We start from the raw sequence: 15,942 nt of genomic DNA, 5'->3' as shown, positions 1-15,942 counted from the left end.
TCATTCTCGATGGTTTTTGTTCTTTATTGGTGAATAACTACACCAGATAGGCTAGTAGCTGTTCAAAAGTAAACATGAAGAGAGTGGATATTTTCTCTCGACTATCCATCATGAAAAGCATCAGCTTCGTAAAACAAAAAAGACTATAGCCACACTCAAAATTTTCGAGCTTGTCTATAGTCGGATGACCCTTTTTGGTATGTTATAAATACTCTTTTAACTCCGTTTGTAAAAATGGTGTTGCATGTAATAAATTTAAGAAAGCATCATAGTTGGCACGTTGCTCTATACTTGCTTTTTTTCCTGTTCGGTATGCTCGGATTAAAATATTTTTAGGCGTATTTTCCATATCAATAAATTCAAGAAGCTGTGCTTCATAGCCTACAAGGGACAAGATTTCGGCCCGAATGGAATCGGTAGCAAGGGCGGCGAAACGCTCTCGGATAAGACCGTGTTGTAACATAATGTCCAATGAAGGGGTATTTAGTTGACGATTCAATTCATGTTGGCAACAAGGAACACTTAATATAACGCTTGCGCCCCATTTCACGGCACGGGCTAAAGCCATATCTGTGGCAACATCGCACGCATGCAGTGTTACGACCATGTCTACAGCGGATTCCTCATTATAATCATTAATATCTCCTACAAGAAATTCAAGCTGGTCATAGCCTAGGTCTTGTGCTATTCTTGAACACTCTTCAATAACTTCCTTTTTTAGATCTAGGCCTGTTACACGTATATCTAGACCTTTTTCGATTTTTAAATAATGATACAAAGCAAACGTTAAATACGATTTGCCTGATCCGAAATCTAAAATACGAACTTGCCGATTTTTTGGTAAGTAGGATAAAGCATCGTCAATAAATTCAATAAAGCGATTAATTTGCTTAAATTTATCGTATTTTTGTTTTTTAACTTTTCCATCCTCTGTTTGCACGCCAAGCCGGATTAAAAACGGATAAGGTTGATCATCCGAAAGTAAGTAATTCTTTTTACGATTATGTGCCAAATTAACTTGCTTAGGTGTACCGGATTGATCGGATTTCCAAAGTACTTTATTCTTTTTGGATAATTGGACTTGTACTTTTTCATCAATAAAATCAACATGGGCTTGGCGATAATCTTCGAATATAGTCTCCAGCTTAGCGGGAAATTCGGTCAATTGAATATTTTCATGTTTTAAAATTCGTTCATATTGGTATTCAATTTGTATATGATAACTGTTCTTTAACATTAAAGGCTTCAACTTCATGCGTTTAACTTCATTAGATTTCATGCGAGGTTGACTTATTGTCGCAGTAACTAGCTGTTGCTGTAAAATTCTTTCTATGAGATGAGCTTTCATTTCTTCAAATGTCATACATTTTCGCCTACTTTATTGTGTAATAGATGGCACTAGTTTAACACATTTTATAACGAACAATGTTTTTGAAAAAAATTTCACAAAAATTCTGTGTAATTATAGGTAGAATTGTATGTTCATGGTATCTTTATGTGTATAGTATTTCTTTATGAATTGGTGATACTAAAGACTGAATAGGAGGAAAAAGTATGTCAGATAATATGTATCAATTATTAGCAATTATTATTTATATGGTCGCCATGCTAGCGATAGGTTGGTATGCATTCGTTAAAACATCCAATTTAACAGACTATATGCTTGGTGGTCGTTCCTTAGGTCCGGCTGTAACGGCTCTAAGTGCAGGTGCGGCGGACATGTCTGGCTGGCTTTTAATGGGCTTACCTGGTGCTATTTTTTTATCAGGTCTTGTTGAGGCTTGGATTGCCATTGGGTTAACTGTAGGTGCTTATTTAAACTGGTTATTAGTAGCACCACGGCTACGCGTTTATACACAGGTTACCAATGATTCCATTACAATACCGAGTTATTTGGACAATCGATTACGCGATCATACGAAGTTAATAAGAATTGCTTCAGGTATCATTATTTTATTATTTTTCACATTTTATGTTTCTTCCGGGATGGTAGCAGGGGGCAAATTTTTCGATAGCTCATTTGGTTATGACTATCATACAGGTTTGTTAATTGTTTCGGCAGTAGTAGTAGCCTATACATTGTTCGGTGGATTTTTAGCAGTAAGTTATACCGATTTTTTACAAGGACTTATCATGTTTATAGCACTTATTGCTGTACCGCTATTCGGTCTTTTTGTAACAGGTGGGATAGGGGATACAATTACTTCTATTAAAGCAGTTAGCCCAGATCTGTTAAACATGTTACCTGCCACTGCAACAGCAGCCGGTATTATTTCCTCACTTGCCTGGGGATTAGGCTATTTTGGGCAGCCACATATTATTGTACGCTTTATGGCCATCAGCTCTGTAAAGGAAACAAAGCAGGCTCGTCGTATTGGTATTGGCTGGATGATGTTAAGTTTATTTGGCGCCATTGGGACAGCGTTAGTAGGGGTAGCTTATTATGAACAAAATGCAGGTGAGCTAAAAGACGCTGAAACAGTATTTATTGTACTTGGACAAATTTTATTCCATCCATTTATAGCTGGAATTATGCTAGCGGCCATTTTAGCTGCTGTTATGAGTACCATTTCATCGCAATTAATCGTTACCTCTTCGGCACTTGTAGAGGATATTTATAAAGCACTGTTTAACAAAACAGCAACCGATAAGCATTATGTTTTTGTAGGGCGTATGGCTGTATTAGTTGTTGCGATTATTGCAGCAATTTTAGCCTGGAATCCAGATAGCTCGATCTTAAGTTTAGTTGGTTTTGCATGGGCAGGATTCGGTGCAGCATTTGGGCCAGTCATTTTACTTTCTTTATATTGGAGAAAGTTAACGAATTACGGAGCTTTAAGTGGAATGGTAACGGGTGCTGCAACAGCATTTATTTGGGGGAAAGTTGAATCATTATCAAGTGCCCTATATGAAATTGTGCCAGGCTTCTTTGTATGTTTAATCGTTGCGGTTATTGTTAGTCTATTGACGTATAGACATAATGAAGAAATTGAAGAAGAGTTTAACCGTTCGGAAGTATTATTAAAAGAAGAAAGAAAATAAGTGAAATGCGCCTTTTCTAAGAGGCGCATTTTTTGAAACGTTTTTCATAACGTTCCGAACATACGGACAGGTGTAATTTATGGTAAGATGGAGAAAATTTGTCGTAGGGTCACCAAGGCTTTGGTGGGAGGTTTCTAATGGATAGAATTAAGGAAGTTGATGTATTAATTGAAAAGGCCATTCTCGTTGGCGTAAATTTACGGAATGATGCGCACTTTGAGTATTCAATGGAAGAGCTTCGAAATTTAACAGAGGCTCTCAATGTGGAGGTTGTAGGGGTAGTTACGCAAAATTTAGAGCGCGTGACACCTTCCCATTATGTTGGTACAGGTAAAATAGAAGAAATCAAAAATTTCTATGAAGAAGCACAAGCAAATCTCGTTATTTTTAATGATGAGCTATCACCGTCGCAAATTCGTAATTTAGAGCGTGATCTAGCAACAAAAGTTATTGATCGAACAATGCTTATTTTAGATATTTTTGGCCGACGTGCGAAAACACGGGAGGCACAAATGCAGGTAGAACTAGCACAGCTTCAATATATGCTCCCACGCTTAGTGGGCTTACATGCCTCTTTAAGCCGTCAGGGTGGAGGTACAGGTGGTGGCTTTAAAAACCGAGGTGCTGGGGAAACAAAGCTAGAATTGGATCGTCGAAAAATTGAAGATCAAATAGCGAAAATCAAAAAGGATCTAGAGCAGGTCAAAGATCAACGAGAAACGCAGCGGAAACAGCGTCGAAAAAATGCCCTTCCGGTAGTATCTATTGTCGGCTATACGAATGCTGGTAAGTCAACGATTATGAATCAGTTGCTGGCAGAGATAGGACAAGAAGAGCATAAACAAGTCTTTGAGAAGGATATGCTTTTTGCTACGCTTGAAACCTCAGTTCGTCAGATAGAGCTACCTGATAAAAAGACATTTTTATTAACGGACACAGTTGGATTTGTAAGCAAGTTGCCTCACCATCTAGTAAAAGCGTTCCGCTCCACATTAGAAGAGGCAAGAGATGCAGATCTTTTATTACATGTCGTAGATGTTTCTAATTCAGAGCATGGTTTTATGATGGACGTTACAAATGAAACATTAAAAGCGGTAGGAGTTGAAGGTATCCCAACCATCTATGTTTACAATAAAGCTGATCTTGCCCAAGTGCCTTACCCTGTTGTAAGTGGGGATAATATTTGGGTTTCAGCAAAACAAGGGGTAGGGTTAGAAGAATTAATTCAATTAGTTCGTCAACACATTTTCTCTGATTATGTGACATGTGAAATGCTCATACCTTATGACCAAGGGAATATTGTTTCTTATTTAAATGAACATGCCTCTGTTTCTAATACAGCATACGAAGAAGGCGGTACTTTATTATCGCTTGAAGTTAAAGAAGCAGATTATGCAAAATATCAGCAATACGTTGTAAATTAATAAAATGAAAAAATAATAAAAAGCATGCCAAAAAGATTTTGGCATGCTTTTTGTTATTAAGGGGAATATAGAATCTAGAGCAACAGCATGTACGTATTTTAATAATTTTTAGAAAAAATAGTTTAAATTTGGATAAAAAGTTATAAATCTGAATTTTAAATATTTTAGAATAATTTAATGTTCAGAAAACAAGTTTGTACTACGGAAGTGTGAGAAAACTTAGATATATCAAAGGATTTAATAATTATCAAAATGAACAATCAGAATTTAAAGAAAAATGATAAATTTTCAACATTTTTTAAAACTCTTGCTAAAGTTAAAAAAACACTTTAGTATGATGAAACACAGTTTTTTAATCCTTATTTTAGGGTAATAATGTTTTTTTAAGAGAATATTTTTAATTGGGAGAGGGTATTGTATGTCTAGTAAAGATGAAGTTGTAAAATCTGTCCCTCAAAATGGCTTTGTTGGACACCCTAAAGGGCTCTTTACTTTGTTTTTCACAGAATTTTGGGAACGTTTCTCGTATTACGGTATGCGAGCAATTCTCATTTTCTTTATGTATTACGAATTGAATCAGGGTGGATTAGGTCTAGACCGCGGTACAGCGAACTCTATTATGGCCATTTATGGTTCCCTTGTTTATATGTCAGGTATTATAGGTGGATGGATTGCCGACCGAGTATTAGGAACACGTAGAACTATTTTTTATGGTGGCGTGTTAATTATGATTGGTCACTTATTGCTAGCACTGCCTGGCGGTGTAACGATGCTATTTGCTTCAATGGCATTTATCGTAATGGGGACTGGGTTATTAAAACCAAACGTTTCAAGTATTGTTGGGGATATTTACGCTGAAACAGATAGCCGTCGTGATGCAGGCTTCTCTATTTTCTATATGGGTATTAATATGGGGGCATTCATTGCACCATTTATTGTCGGAACAATTGGACAAAAGTATAGCTTCCACTTAGGCTTTGGTTTAGCCGGTTTAGGGATGTTCATTGGGCTAATTGTTTATAAATTAACAGAGAAAAAATACTTAGGCTTAGCGGGTTTACAAGTTAATAACCCATTAAAGCCTGAAGAACGTAAAAAAGTCTTTGCGCAATTTGGTATTGTTGCTTTACTTATTATTATTCTTGGTGCTATTGGTATTAAAACGGGTACTTTAACAATGAATGTATTCAGTTTAATCATTACAGCTCTAGGTGTATTAATTCCAACAGTCTTCTTTATTTATATGTATCGTAGTGAAAAGACAACAAAAGATGAAAAATCTCGACTTCTTGCCTATATTCCATTATTCTTGTCAGCCGTTATGTTTTGGGCGATTCAAGAACAAGGGGCAACAATTCTGGCTACGTATGCAGACGAACGTACACAACTAAGTATTGGTAGCATTCAGCTTCAATCTTCGTGGTTCCAGTCATTAAACCCGCTATTTGTTATAACAATGGCACCATTATTTGCGATGTTATGGCTTAAATGGGGAGACAAGCAGCCAACTACGCCACGTAAGTTTTCATACGCCTTATTCTTTGCAGGTTTATCATTCCTTGTCATGATGATTCCAGCACATTTATCTGGTGGAGAAACATTAGTTAGTCCTTGGTGGTTAGTACTGTCATTCTTCTTAGTAGTTGTAGGTGAATTATTATTATCACCAGTTGGTTTATCTGCTACGACGAAATTGGCACCACAAGCATTTGCTGCACAAACAATGTCTTTATGGTTTTTAACAAGTGCGGCAGCACAAGCAATTAATGCGCAGTTAGTAAAGGTTTATGAAGTTGTAAGCGAATTCACATACTTTGGCTTCTTAGGATCGCTTTCAATTGTCATTGGTATATTATTGTTAGTTTTATCGCCGATTATTTCAAAGGCAATGAAAGGTATTAACTAAATTAAAGATGTAAATACAGTCCGGATAATGGGCTGTATTTACATCTTTTTTTGTTATCTAAATTAATGTCTATTTATGAAGTCTAGCGCGAAATATATTATCTTAAGTAGTAATTTTATTGAGTATGGGTATAAGTTTCTATGTAGAAGATCATTATTTTCGCTATAATAATCATAATTATAAGAAAATTTTAAGGGGTTGGATGTTATGAAAGAAGAATTGGACCGTTTGAGGTCAAGATTAATGGAGATTTTTACGTATTTACACGCCAATCCGGAAATTAGCTGGCATGAGGTAGAAACAACCAATTATATAGTAGATTTATTAACTGAAGAAGGATTTTCGCCAATTCGTTTTAAAAATTCTACAGGTCTTTATGTGGATGTGGGTCATGGTAGTCCTAAAGTAGGTTTACGCACAGATATAGACGCATTATGGCAGGAGGTTGATGGCCATTTCCGTGCCAACCATTCCTGTGGGCATGATGGACATATGACAATGGCTATTGGTGCACTCTTATTATTAAAAGAACAACAGCCATCATTTAATGGTACAATCCGTGTCATTTTCCAACCGGCTGAAGAAAAAGGGACAGGAGCATTAGCGGTCTTAGAAGAAGGGGTAATTGATGAGCTCGACTATTTATTTGGAGTTCATGTAAGACCAGTCCATGAGCTAGAGGATGGTACATACTGTGCTGCCTTGTATCATGGTGCCTCTCGTTTACTTGAAGGGGAGATTATTGGGGAAGATGCACATGCTGCAAGGCCACACCTTGGCATTAATGCAATCGAAGTAGGGGCTACCATCATTGAGGATTTACGAACCATTCATACCGATCCAATGGTACCTGTTTCGGTGAAGATGACAAAGTTTCATGCAGGGGGAGAATCAGGAAATATTATACCTGGAAATGCCTCATTTACGATTGATATTCGAGCCCAACAAAATAATGTTATGGACGATTTAGCGCAAGGGGTCAAACGTGTTATTGATTCGTCTAAGTTATTGCATAAGGTGCAGATTGAATTACGTACTGTTGCCAATATTGTAGCAGCAGAAGTTGATACGAGTGCACAATATATTATGGAACAAGCAATTATACAAGCTGCTGGATTATCAAATTTAAGAAAGCCGGTACACACACCTGGTGGAGAGGATTTTCATCATTATGCGGTAAAACGACCACACTTAAAAACAACAATGTTGGGTTTAGGGTGTGGGTTATCACCAGGGTTACACCATCCGAAAATGAAGTTTAAACAAGCAAGACTTGTTACTGGCGTGGAGATTCTTACGAGAGCAGTCTTGTTAGCATTGGAATCAACGGATACAAAGGAGGCGTCAGCATAATGTTAGAGCAAGTGCATATTCGCAAAGTAATGACACCTATAGAAATTGGAGAGGTCCAAAAGTTGAATGCTGAAATATGGGGAAGCCAAGCAATTCCCTCTCACCAATTACTAGCAGTTGTACAAAATGGCGGATTAGTTTTAGGTGCTTATTTAGAAGAAAAGCTAATTGGCTTCAACTATTGCTTTGTAGGTTCTCATGATAGAGAAATATACTTACATTCACACATGATTGGTGTAAAAAAAGCATATCGTGAACAAGGTGTAGGTGAGTTATTAAAGCATGCTCAGCAAGAATACGCAAAAGAAAATGGATTTCAGCTGGTTCGTTGGTTATTTGAGCCTCTGGAGGTGAGTTTAGCAAATTTAGCATTTTTAAAGCTAAATGCTATGAGTTATCAATACGAAAATGATTATTACGGCGCTCTTCAAGATGACTTTAATGAAGGATTGCCATCAGATAGGCTGGTTGTAGAGTGGTGGATAGAGCGTGAACAAATGGCGGATAGCCTTGACGAACTAGAAGAGATCGCAGATGAAATCGTACCGTGGACACTAACTGTCGATGGCTTGCCTGTCCTAGACATAGATAATACATTTCAAATGGAGGAATCCTTTCATCAGGATGCCTATCTATTACCGATTCCTCAATATTTGCAGAAAGTGAAAGTTGAAAGTCCTAAACTAGCTGAGGACTGGCGCTATAAAATTAGAAAGATCTTAACAACATTATTCAATCAAGACTATGCCATTGTACGCGTCAAGAAGCACCCAGAATATGTCCATAGCTATCTGTTAGTCAGACGCTCCTTATTAGCCTTATAATTATAATAGGGAGTGAAGTTTGTGAAAATAGAAAAGATGACGTTAAGACATATTAAAATGCCGATGAAAGCACCATTTACAACAAGCTTTGGCACAATCGATGAAAAGGAACTGTTATTAATAGAAGCACAAGATGAATCTGGGATTACTGGATGGGGAGAAACGGTAGCTTTTGTAGCGCCTTGGTATACAGAGGAGACTTTAAAGACGACATGGCATATGCTGAAAGATTTTCTAATACCTCTCTTGCTACATAAAGAGGTTGGGCATCCAGATGAGGTGACTACATTGTTTGCTCCTATTCGCAGAAATTGCATGGCGAAAGCTTCGATAGAAGGTACGATATGGGATATTTATTCCCAGCAAACAAAGCAATCACTCGCAAGGGCTTTAGGAGGGCAAAAACAACGAATTGAAGTTGGGGTCAGCGTAGGTATTCAAGCTTCAACAGCTCAATTAATAGAAGTAATAAAAAGCCATATGGAAAAGGGCTACAAAAGGGTGAAAGTGAAAATTAAGCCTGGCTATGATGTAGAAGTGGTGCGTGCAATCCGTGCAGAGCTACCGGATCTACCTTTAATGGTCGATGCGAACTCAGCTTATACGTTGGATGATATCGCCATATTACAGCAGCTTGATGATTACAACTTATTAATGATCGAACAGCCACTAGCTACTGATGATATTGTGGATCATGCAACCCTACAGAAAAACATAAAAACACCAATATGTTTAGATGAAAGTATCACATCGTTTGAAGATGCTCGTAAAGCAATTGAGCTAGGGAGCTGTGGTGTAATAAATATTAAAATTGGACGAGTTGGCGGTTTAACAGAGGCGAAACGAATTCATGACCTCTGCAAGGAGAATCAAATTCCCGTTTGGTGTGGAGGAATGTTAGAGGCAGGAATCGGACGAGCACATAATATTGCCTTAACTTCTCTTAGCCATTTTATGTTGCCTGGAGATACTGCTGGCTCTAGTCATTATTGGTATGAGGATATTATTAATCCAGAAGTCATCGTCAAAAATGGATACATTGATGTACCTCAAGAAATCGGCATTGGCTATACAATTAATAGGGCTGTTATTGATAAGCTAACGATTAGCAAAGAGGTCTATCAATAAAAATCATTTACGATAAAGGAAAAAACGAGGAGAGAACTGATTGAAAAAAAGCTTGCAAATCGGCGGTGCCTATGTAGGAATTATCGTTGGTGCAGGATTTGCATCTGGACAGGAAATTGTCCTCTATTTTACAAGCTATGGCTTTAAAGGGGTTTATGGTGCCCTATTAGCGATGGTTGGTTTCTCTATTGTTGGTATGTGTGTAGCCCAGGTTAGTTCAAGACTACGCACTGCATCTCATAAGGATTTAATTTATCAGATTTCTGGTAATGCTGTTGGTCTTGTATTGGATTATTTATTATCACTGTTTTTATTTGGCGTGGCTGTTATTATGTTTGCTGGTGCGGGTGCAACATTGCAGCAAATGTTTGGACTACCTATTTGGCTAGGGAGTATATGTATGATACTGCTAACAGTAGCCACCGTGATGATGGATGTTAAAAGTATCATTAATATTATTGCACTAGCAACTCCGTACTTATTAGTGATTGTTTCTATTATTGCTATCTATGCCATTGCAACGATGGATCTTACCTTTGTCGAACAAGCGGTAATTGCCCAGCAGGCGCAAATAAGCTCGAAAAGCTGGTGGTTGACTGCTTTGTTATATATGTCATTTAATATTGGAGTAAGTTTCTCATTATTAACGGTGATGTGCGGCTCGGTGCGCAATGATAAAATAGCTGGAATGGGGGGCATTATTGGCGGAATTCTATTAGGCGCTTTAATTCTGCTTATTAATTTTTCTCTTCTTGCAAAAATGAACGTTGTTATAGGACTAGATATTCCTATGCTAGCATTAGCAAATGAAATTCATCCATTAGTTGGGCTATTAATGACTTTCTCTCTATTAGGGATGATTTACAATACTGCAGTAGGGATGCTCTATTCATTTATGGTAAGATTCTTTAAGCCTAATAGACCTAGCTTTAAAGTAGCAGTTATTTTTATAGGGGTTTTAGGCTTTTTAGCAAGTCTAGCAGGATTTACGACGCTTGTAGCTAAGCTCTATGCAGTAATGGGATATGTAGGTTTGGTATTAATTATATTCATTATTTCAGCATGGTTAAGAAAAGTGAGACGAATCATATAGCGAATAAAAATGGTAATTGAGACGCGGGGGTGTTCTCAATTACCATTTTGTTTGGATAAAGAAATTGTAGAAATAGTGAATTATTTAAGGTGTGAAATTTGCCGAAAATACTAATATTTCATTAATTAGACACGTTTTCTAGTTCCTTTAAAATAAACCGAGAATAATTCTCATTTGCATGTTGACTGAGAATGAAAACATGACTATAATGGAAATCGTGAGTAATGATAATCATTTTCACTACACATTCATTACACACAAAATTGAAATCTACCGGGGATTACTATGAAAATAAGATATCTTTTAACAGCAACTGTTGTGTTGTCTATAGTATCGCTATTTATCGGAGTAGTAGATATTAAACCATTTGATCTATTAGACTTCCAATCAGAAGAAACTAGACTATTTTTAATTAGTCGTGTACCTAGACTTGTTGCTATTTTGCTAGCAGGTGCAGGTATGAGTATTGCTGGTTTAATTATGCAAAGCTTAAGTAGGAATAAGTTCGTATCACCAACGACAGCAGGTACTTTAGATGCCACTCGACTGGGTGTATTGATTTCCATGATGTTTTTCACAAATGTCACGTATTTCCAGAAAATTTCCTTCGCTTTCATATTTGCTTTAGCCGGCACATTATTATTTATGCAAATATTAAATCGAATTAAGTTTAAAGATGCGATTTTTATACCGCTTATTGGCTTAATGTATGGTAATATCCTGTCTTCCGTAACAACGTTCTTTGCTTATAAGGCAAATATTATCCAAAACATTTCTGCATGGTTACAAGGAGATTTCTCATTAATCATGAAAGGCCGTTATGAACTGTTATACATAAGTGTACCAGTACTTATTTTAGCTTATATTTATGCCAATCGTTTTACAGTAGCCGGTATGGGTGAGGATTTTGCTAAAAATCTTGGTCTATCCTATAAGTTTGTGGTGAATTTAGGCTTAGTATTGGTGGCTCTTATCTCCACAACAGTGGTGCTAACAGTCGGTGTCATTCCATTCCTTGGCTTGATCATACCGAATATTATTTCACTGTTTAAAGGTGACAATTTGGCAAAAACATTGCCGCATACAGCATTACTTGGTATGTCATTCTTATTATTCTGCGATATTTTAGGACGCGTACTGATTTTCCCTTATGAGATACCAATTAGTATGACTGTTGGTGTAATTGGAAGTGCCATCTTCCTAGTCATGTTGTTTAGGGGGAGAGCATATGCGTAATCGTACAAGAATGTTCATTTTGCTGGGTCTTGCCGTGATAGCTATCTTATTGTATCTATTTTGGGAGTTGAATGGGAATTATCACTATGCTTTTCCGAGACGTGTCATAAAAGTTATAGCGATGGGGCTAACGGGTATAGCTATTGCCTATTCAACAGTGGTTTTCCAAACCATTACCCATAATCGGATTTTAACGCCAAGTGTTATGGGATTAGATGCTTTGTATATGTTGATTCAAACATGCATCTACTTTTTCTTTGGCTCTACATCTATTTTAGTTATCAATATTTACTATAATTTTACCCTTGCTATTGTATCAATGATTGTTTTCGCTTTAATTTTTTATCGAGTTTTGTTTAAAGAAGGAAAGCGACCAATATATTTCTTACTACTTGTTGGTATGATTGTCGGTACGTTCTTAGGAAGTATCACAACATTCTTCCAAGTATTGATCGATCCTAATGAATTTTTAGGCTTACAAAGTAAAATGTTTGCAAGTTTTAACAATGTTAATTCAGATTTAGTTTGGCTTGCTGGTGTAATCATTTTACTAACGTTTATATATGGTTGGCGTCATATGAATCAATTAGATGTCATGTCTTTAGGCCGAGATACAGCAATTAATTTAGGTGTACCATACGATAAGCTGGTACAACGCATGTTAATTTTAGCTTCTATCTTGATTTCTGTTTCGACAGCGCTAGTTGGGCCAATTACATTCTTTGGATTAATCGTTGCGAATTTATCGTATCAGTATTTTAAAACATACAAGCACTCCGTCTTAATTGCTGGTTCTTGTGTAATGAGTATTATTGCTTTAATCGGTGGGCAGTGGATGGTTGAACGAGTATTCACTTTCAGTACTACACTAAGCGTCATTATTAATTTTGTGGGTGGAGTATACTTCATCTACTTATTATTAAGAGAAAGTAGGTCAGCAGGATGATACAAGTCAAAGAAATTACGAAGTTTTTCGGGAAAAAACCTGTCGTTCAAGATGTAAGTGTTGACATTGTTTCAGGGAAAATAACGTCTTTTATTGGACCCAATGGTGCAGGAAAGTCCACGCTACTTTCAATGGTGAGCCGTTTGCTGAATGCAGATACTGGTGAAGTACTACTCGACAAAGCAGATGTAAGACGCTGGAAATCAGATGATTTCGCCAAGCGTGTATCCATATTAAAGCAGTCTAACTTTATGAATGTCCGCTTAACGATTCGTGAGCTTGTATCCTTTGGTCGTTTCCCTTATTCAAAAGGAAATTTAAAACCCGAAGATGAAGAAAAAGTGGATGAAGCTATTCAATATATGAATTTAGAAGATATTCAACATAATTACTTAGATGAATTATCAGGCGGTCAACGTCAGCGGGCTTTTATTGCAATGGTTATTGCTCAGGATACAGAATACATCTTACTGGACGAGCCATTAAATAATTTAGATATGAAACATTCTGTTCAGATTATGAAGATTTTACGTAAGCTAGTGGATGAGTTAGGGAAAACAGTTGTAATTGTACTCCATGACATTAATTTTGCATCAGTATACTCAGATAATATTGTTGCATTAAAAGATGGCCGTGTTGTGAAAAACGGTTCTACCAACGATATTATTAACTCGGACGCGCTGAAGGAAATCTATGATATGGATATCCCTGTTCAAGAGCAGGATGGCTGCCGAATTTGTGTTTATTTTAATTCTTAGAAATAGTAACAGATGGTTTAACCATCCATTAACTATAAAATAAATTTTAAAGGAGAATTTTTAAAATGAAAAAATGGAAATTACTAACAGTATTAATGGCGATGATGCTATTAGTTTTAGCTGCTTGCGGTTCAAAAGACGAAGCAAAAGAAGAAGATAAAGGTACGTCAACTGACAAACCGGCAGAAGAACAAAACGAGGCGTCTTCAGCATATCCACTAACTATTCCAGGTAGCACAATTGAAGGTCGCGATGGTAATACTACGTTTGAAGAAGTAAAGCTTGATAAGATCCCAGAAAAAGTTGTTGTTTTTGATAATGGTTTCCTAGATACTCTAGATGCACTAGGTGTTAATCCTACTGCAGTAGTACAAGATTCATTACCATCTTACTTAAGCAAGTATAAAGATAGCACTTATGTAAACGCTGGTACTTTATTCGAGCCTGATTATGAAAAATTATCTGAAATCAACCCAGATATTATTTTCATCTCTGGTCGTGCGTCAGCAGCATATGCTGAGTTATCTAAAATTGCACCGACAGTTTACATTGGTGTAGATAACAAAAACTTCCTAGAATCATTCAAAGCTAATACAGAATTAGCTGGTAAAATCTTTGGTAAAGAAAAAGAAGCAGCAGATGCAATCTCTGCATATGAAGCAAAAGTTGAAGAAGTAAAAGGCAAAGCAACTGCATCAGAAGAGAAAGCTTTAATCGTATTAGGTAGTGAAGGCGCATTATCAGCATATGGTTCTGGTTCACGTTTCGGTGTTATTCATGATGTATTTGGTGTGAAAGCTGCTGATGAGAAAGTTAAAGTTGGCACACATGGTGATAATGTAAGTTTTGAATATGTTCGTGAAACAAACCCTGATATTCTATTTGTAGTTGACCGTGACGCTGTTGTAAATGAAAACGGTGAATCAGGTACAAAAGCTGCAATTGAAAACGAAATCGTAAGTGCAACAAACGCTGTGAAAAACGGTAAAGTATTCTACCTAGATCCAGAAGTTTGGTACCTTTCAGGTGGTGGTTTACAATCTGAAACGTTAAAAGTTGAAGATGTATTAAAGGCGTTTAACTAATATGTTTGTACAAATTAAACGTATCGTTGTGACGGAAGGGAATTCGGATAAAGTGGTGGAACGTTTTGGTGCTAATCCAAACGGACCATCATTACTTGAACAACAACCTGGTTTCATTGATAAACAGGTACTTGTTAAGAAAGTTCGCCGTGGTGATGAGGAAGTGCTAGTGATGGTTCGTTGGGAATCAGAAGAAGCATGGAAGAATTGGGAGAAGAGCCCTGAGCATATTGCTGGTCATAAGGCAAGCGCAGGTAAGCCAAAGCCTGATCATATTATTGAAAGCGGACAAGAAGTATATTATGTAAAAGGTTAATAGCCTAGAGGTGTCTCAAGCGATTGAGGCACCTTTTTGTTGTACATAAAAAAGCAGATAACAATGGAACGAAAAGGGATGCCATTGCTATCAGCTTATTCAAACTAATGGGTAATCGGTGTTTTTATTGACCTACAAAATGTAGCATCCATATTAAAGGAAATAGTGCTTTCATTAATGGAAAGCCCTGAGATGCTAGTATTTTCATCTAGCTTATGAGTTATAGATGATTCTGTCACCGCTGCCAGTCCTCTAGCATTAATAATTGTGTAGTTTGCTGTCATGTAAGCGGTAGATGACGCTATATTTAATCCAAAGGTTAATGGATTGACGGATGGCATACTAGATAGGTTGTCATTCGAAATTTTAATAATGCCATATTGCTGAATATAGCAATCTCTTTTTTGCTGAAATGTATCTTCAAATCCAGGAACATCACTAATAAAGTTTGAAAAGGTTGAAAGCTTTTTATAGACCTTTAAGGTTTCTTGATAAGCTTTTAACTCAGATTGAATAATAATCTGTTCAATTCGTAGTTGCTCCTCTGTAGGCTTTTTAAGTGTAATTTCTTCAGCTGAGACAGAGATATTACATGAAAAAGTAGCCGTAAGTATGAAAACAGTTTCGTTAAATCCATTTTTCATTTTAAAACACTCCCAGTACAAAAAAATTCATGTTCATCAATCTATCAGGATAATGCGAAAATCAATTTATATTAATATAAGCGTAACATCTGTCATAACGCCATTTCAATGGTGAGTTTACGCCAATTTTATGGCGGTACATAGTTCTCTACCGCCATATTATAACTATTATTTAACAAAATAATGG

Annotated in this window: 14 protein-coding genes; 12 read left to right on the top strand and 2 right to left on the bottom strand. The window is 36.7% G+C overall.

Features of this window, described 5'->3' with window-relative positions; all coding sequences use genetic code 11:
- Window positions 1-202: 202 nt before the first annotated feature.
- A complete protein-coding gene (locus tag AC1Q6O_RS14855) occupies window positions 203-1,363 on the bottom strand; it encodes a class I SAM-dependent methyltransferase (RefSeq protein ID WP_008175185.1) in 1,161 nt (386 codons plus the stop codon).
- A 191-nt stretch (window positions 1,364-1,554) separates the two neighbouring features.
- Between AC1Q6O_RS14855 and putP the strand changes: the two genes are divergently transcribed.
- From putP to AC1Q6O_RS14795, 12 genes are all read left to right on the top strand, one after another.
- Entirely contained in the window at window positions 1,555-3,042 is a 1,488-nt protein-coding gene (gene putP, locus AC1Q6O_RS14850) for a sodium/proline symporter PutP (RefSeq protein ID WP_008175184.1), read from the top strand.
- Window positions 3,043-3,179: 137 nt separating this feature from the next.
- Window positions 3,180-4,466, top strand: a complete 1,287-nt coding sequence (gene hflX, locus AC1Q6O_RS14845) for a GTPase HflX (protein ID WP_089985787.1) — start codon at window positions 3,180-3,182, stop codon at window positions 4,464-4,466.
- A 418-nt stretch (window positions 4,467-4,884) separates the two neighbouring features.
- Entirely contained in the window at window positions 4,885-6,372 is a 1,488-nt protein-coding gene (locus tag AC1Q6O_RS14840; protein ID WP_008175182.1) for a peptide MFS transporter, read from the top strand.
- A gap of 207 nt (window positions 6,373-6,579) precedes the next feature.
- Window positions 6,580-7,725 carry a M20 peptidase aminoacylase family protein gene (locus AC1Q6O_RS14835; protein WP_036121158.1) on the top strand — a complete coding sequence of 382 codons (1,146 nt, stop codon included), beginning with the start codon at window positions 6,580-6,582 and terminating at the stop codon, window positions 7,723-7,725.
- A complete protein-coding gene (locus tag AC1Q6O_RS14830) occupies window positions 7,725-8,549 on the top strand; it encodes a GNAT family N-acetyltransferase (RefSeq protein WP_008175180.1) in 825 nt (274 codons plus the stop codon). The genes AC1Q6O_RS14835 and AC1Q6O_RS14830 overlap by 1 nt, the downstream gene beginning before the upstream one ends.
- A gap of 21 nt (window positions 8,550-8,570) precedes the next feature.
- Window positions 8,571-9,677: an o-succinylbenzoate synthase gene (gene menC, locus AC1Q6O_RS14825; RefSeq protein WP_043989909.1), complete on the top strand. Its 1,107-nt coding sequence runs from the start codon at window positions 8,571-8,573 to the stop codon at window positions 9,675-9,677.
- Between the two features lie 40 nt (window positions 9,678-9,717).
- Window positions 9,718-10,770 carry a YkvI family membrane protein gene (locus AC1Q6O_RS14820; protein WP_008175178.1) on the top strand — a complete coding sequence of 351 codons (1,053 nt, stop codon included), beginning with the start codon at window positions 9,718-9,720 and terminating at the stop codon, window positions 10,768-10,770.
- A 285-nt stretch (window positions 10,771-11,055) separates the two neighbouring features.
- On the top strand, window positions 11,056-12,006 hold the full coding sequence (locus AC1Q6O_RS14815) for an ABC transporter permease (protein ID WP_008175177.1): 951 nt from the start codon (window positions 11,056-11,058) through the stop codon (window positions 12,004-12,006).
- Window positions 11,999-12,952: an iron chelate uptake ABC transporter family permease subunit gene (locus tag AC1Q6O_RS14810; protein ID WP_008175176.1), complete on the top strand. Its 954-nt coding sequence runs from the start codon at window positions 11,999-12,001 to the stop codon at window positions 12,950-12,952. The genes AC1Q6O_RS14815 and AC1Q6O_RS14810 overlap by 8 nt, the downstream gene beginning before the upstream one ends.
- Entirely contained in the window at window positions 12,949-13,710 is a 762-nt protein-coding gene (locus tag AC1Q6O_RS14805; RefSeq protein ID WP_008175175.1) for an iron ABC transporter ATP-binding protein, read from the top strand. Before AC1Q6O_RS14810 ends, AC1Q6O_RS14805 begins: the two co-directional genes overlap by 4 nt.
- A gap of 65 nt (window positions 13,711-13,775) precedes the next feature.
- Window positions 13,776-14,795 carry a siderophore ABC transporter substrate-binding protein gene (locus AC1Q6O_RS14800; protein ID WP_008175172.1) on the top strand — a complete coding sequence of 340 codons (1,020 nt, stop codon included), beginning with the start codon at window positions 13,776-13,778 and terminating at the stop codon, window positions 14,793-14,795.
- 1 nt (window position 14,796) lies between these two features.
- Complete coding sequence (locus tag AC1Q6O_RS14795; RefSeq protein WP_008175171.1) at window positions 14,797-15,111, top strand: antibiotic biosynthesis monooxygenase family protein; 315 nt, start codon at window positions 14,797-14,799, stop codon at window positions 15,109-15,111.
- A 104-nt stretch (window positions 15,112-15,215) separates the two neighbouring features.
- On the opposite strand, the gene AC1Q6O_RS14790 is transcribed toward AC1Q6O_RS14795, so the two are convergent.
- Window positions 15,216-15,755 (bottom strand): hypothetical protein, encoded by a 540-nt coding sequence (locus AC1Q6O_RS14790; protein ID WP_090002048.1) that lies wholly within the window; start codon window positions 15,753-15,755, stop codon window positions 15,216-15,218.
- Window positions 15,756-15,942: the final 187 nt, after the last annotated feature.

The organism is Lysinibacillus sp. GW823-FHT06C08 (assembly GCF_058795135.1).
The sequence above is the reverse complement of the archived record's forward strand: the minus strand, read 5'-3'. Positions and strand labels throughout refer to the sequence as shown.

Bases quoted from the DNA above. Each gene is read 5' to 3' on its own strand.
- AC1Q6O_RS14815 (WP_008175177.1), top strand. From the start codon at position 11,056: ATGAAAATAAGATATCTTTTAACAGCAACTGTTGTGTTGTCTATAGTA.
- AC1Q6O_RS14840 (WP_008175182.1), top strand. From the start codon at position 4,885: ATGTCTAGTAAAGATGAAGTTGTAAAATCTGTCCCTCAAAATGGCTTT.
- hflX (WP_089985787.1), top strand. From the start codon at position 3,180: ATGGATAGAATTAAGGAAGTTGATGTATTAATTGAAAAGGCCATTCTC.
- AC1Q6O_RS14800 (WP_008175172.1), top strand. From the start codon at position 13,776: ATGAAAAAATGGAAATTACTAACAGTATTAATGGCGATGATGCTATTA.
- AC1Q6O_RS14810 (WP_008175176.1), top strand. From the start codon at position 11,999: ATGCGTAATCGTACAAGAATGTTCATTTTGCTGGGTCTTGCCGTGATA.
- AC1Q6O_RS14805 (WP_008175175.1), top strand. From the start codon at position 12,949: ATGATACAAGTCAAAGAAATTACGAAGTTTTTCGGGAAAAAACCTGTC.
- AC1Q6O_RS14855 (WP_008175185.1), bottom strand. From the start codon at position 1,363: ATGACATTTGAAGAAATGAAAGCTCATCTCATAGAAAGAATTTTACAG.
- putP (WP_008175184.1), top strand. From the start codon at position 1,555: ATGTCAGATAATATGTATCAATTATTAGCAATTATTATTTATATGGTC.
- AC1Q6O_RS14790 (WP_090002048.1), bottom strand. From the start codon at position 15,755: ATGAAAAATGGATTTAACGAAACTGTTTTCATACTTACGGCTACTTTT.
- AC1Q6O_RS14835 (WP_036121158.1), top strand. From the start codon at position 6,580: ATGAAAGAAGAATTGGACCGTTTGAGGTCAAGATTAATGGAGATTTTT.
- AC1Q6O_RS14795 (WP_008175171.1), top strand. From the start codon at position 14,797: ATGTTTGTACAAATTAAACGTATCGTTGTGACGGAAGGGAATTCGGAT.
- AC1Q6O_RS14830 (WP_008175180.1), top strand. From the start codon at position 7,725: ATGTTAGAGCAAGTGCATATTCGCAAAGTAATGACACCTATAGAAATT.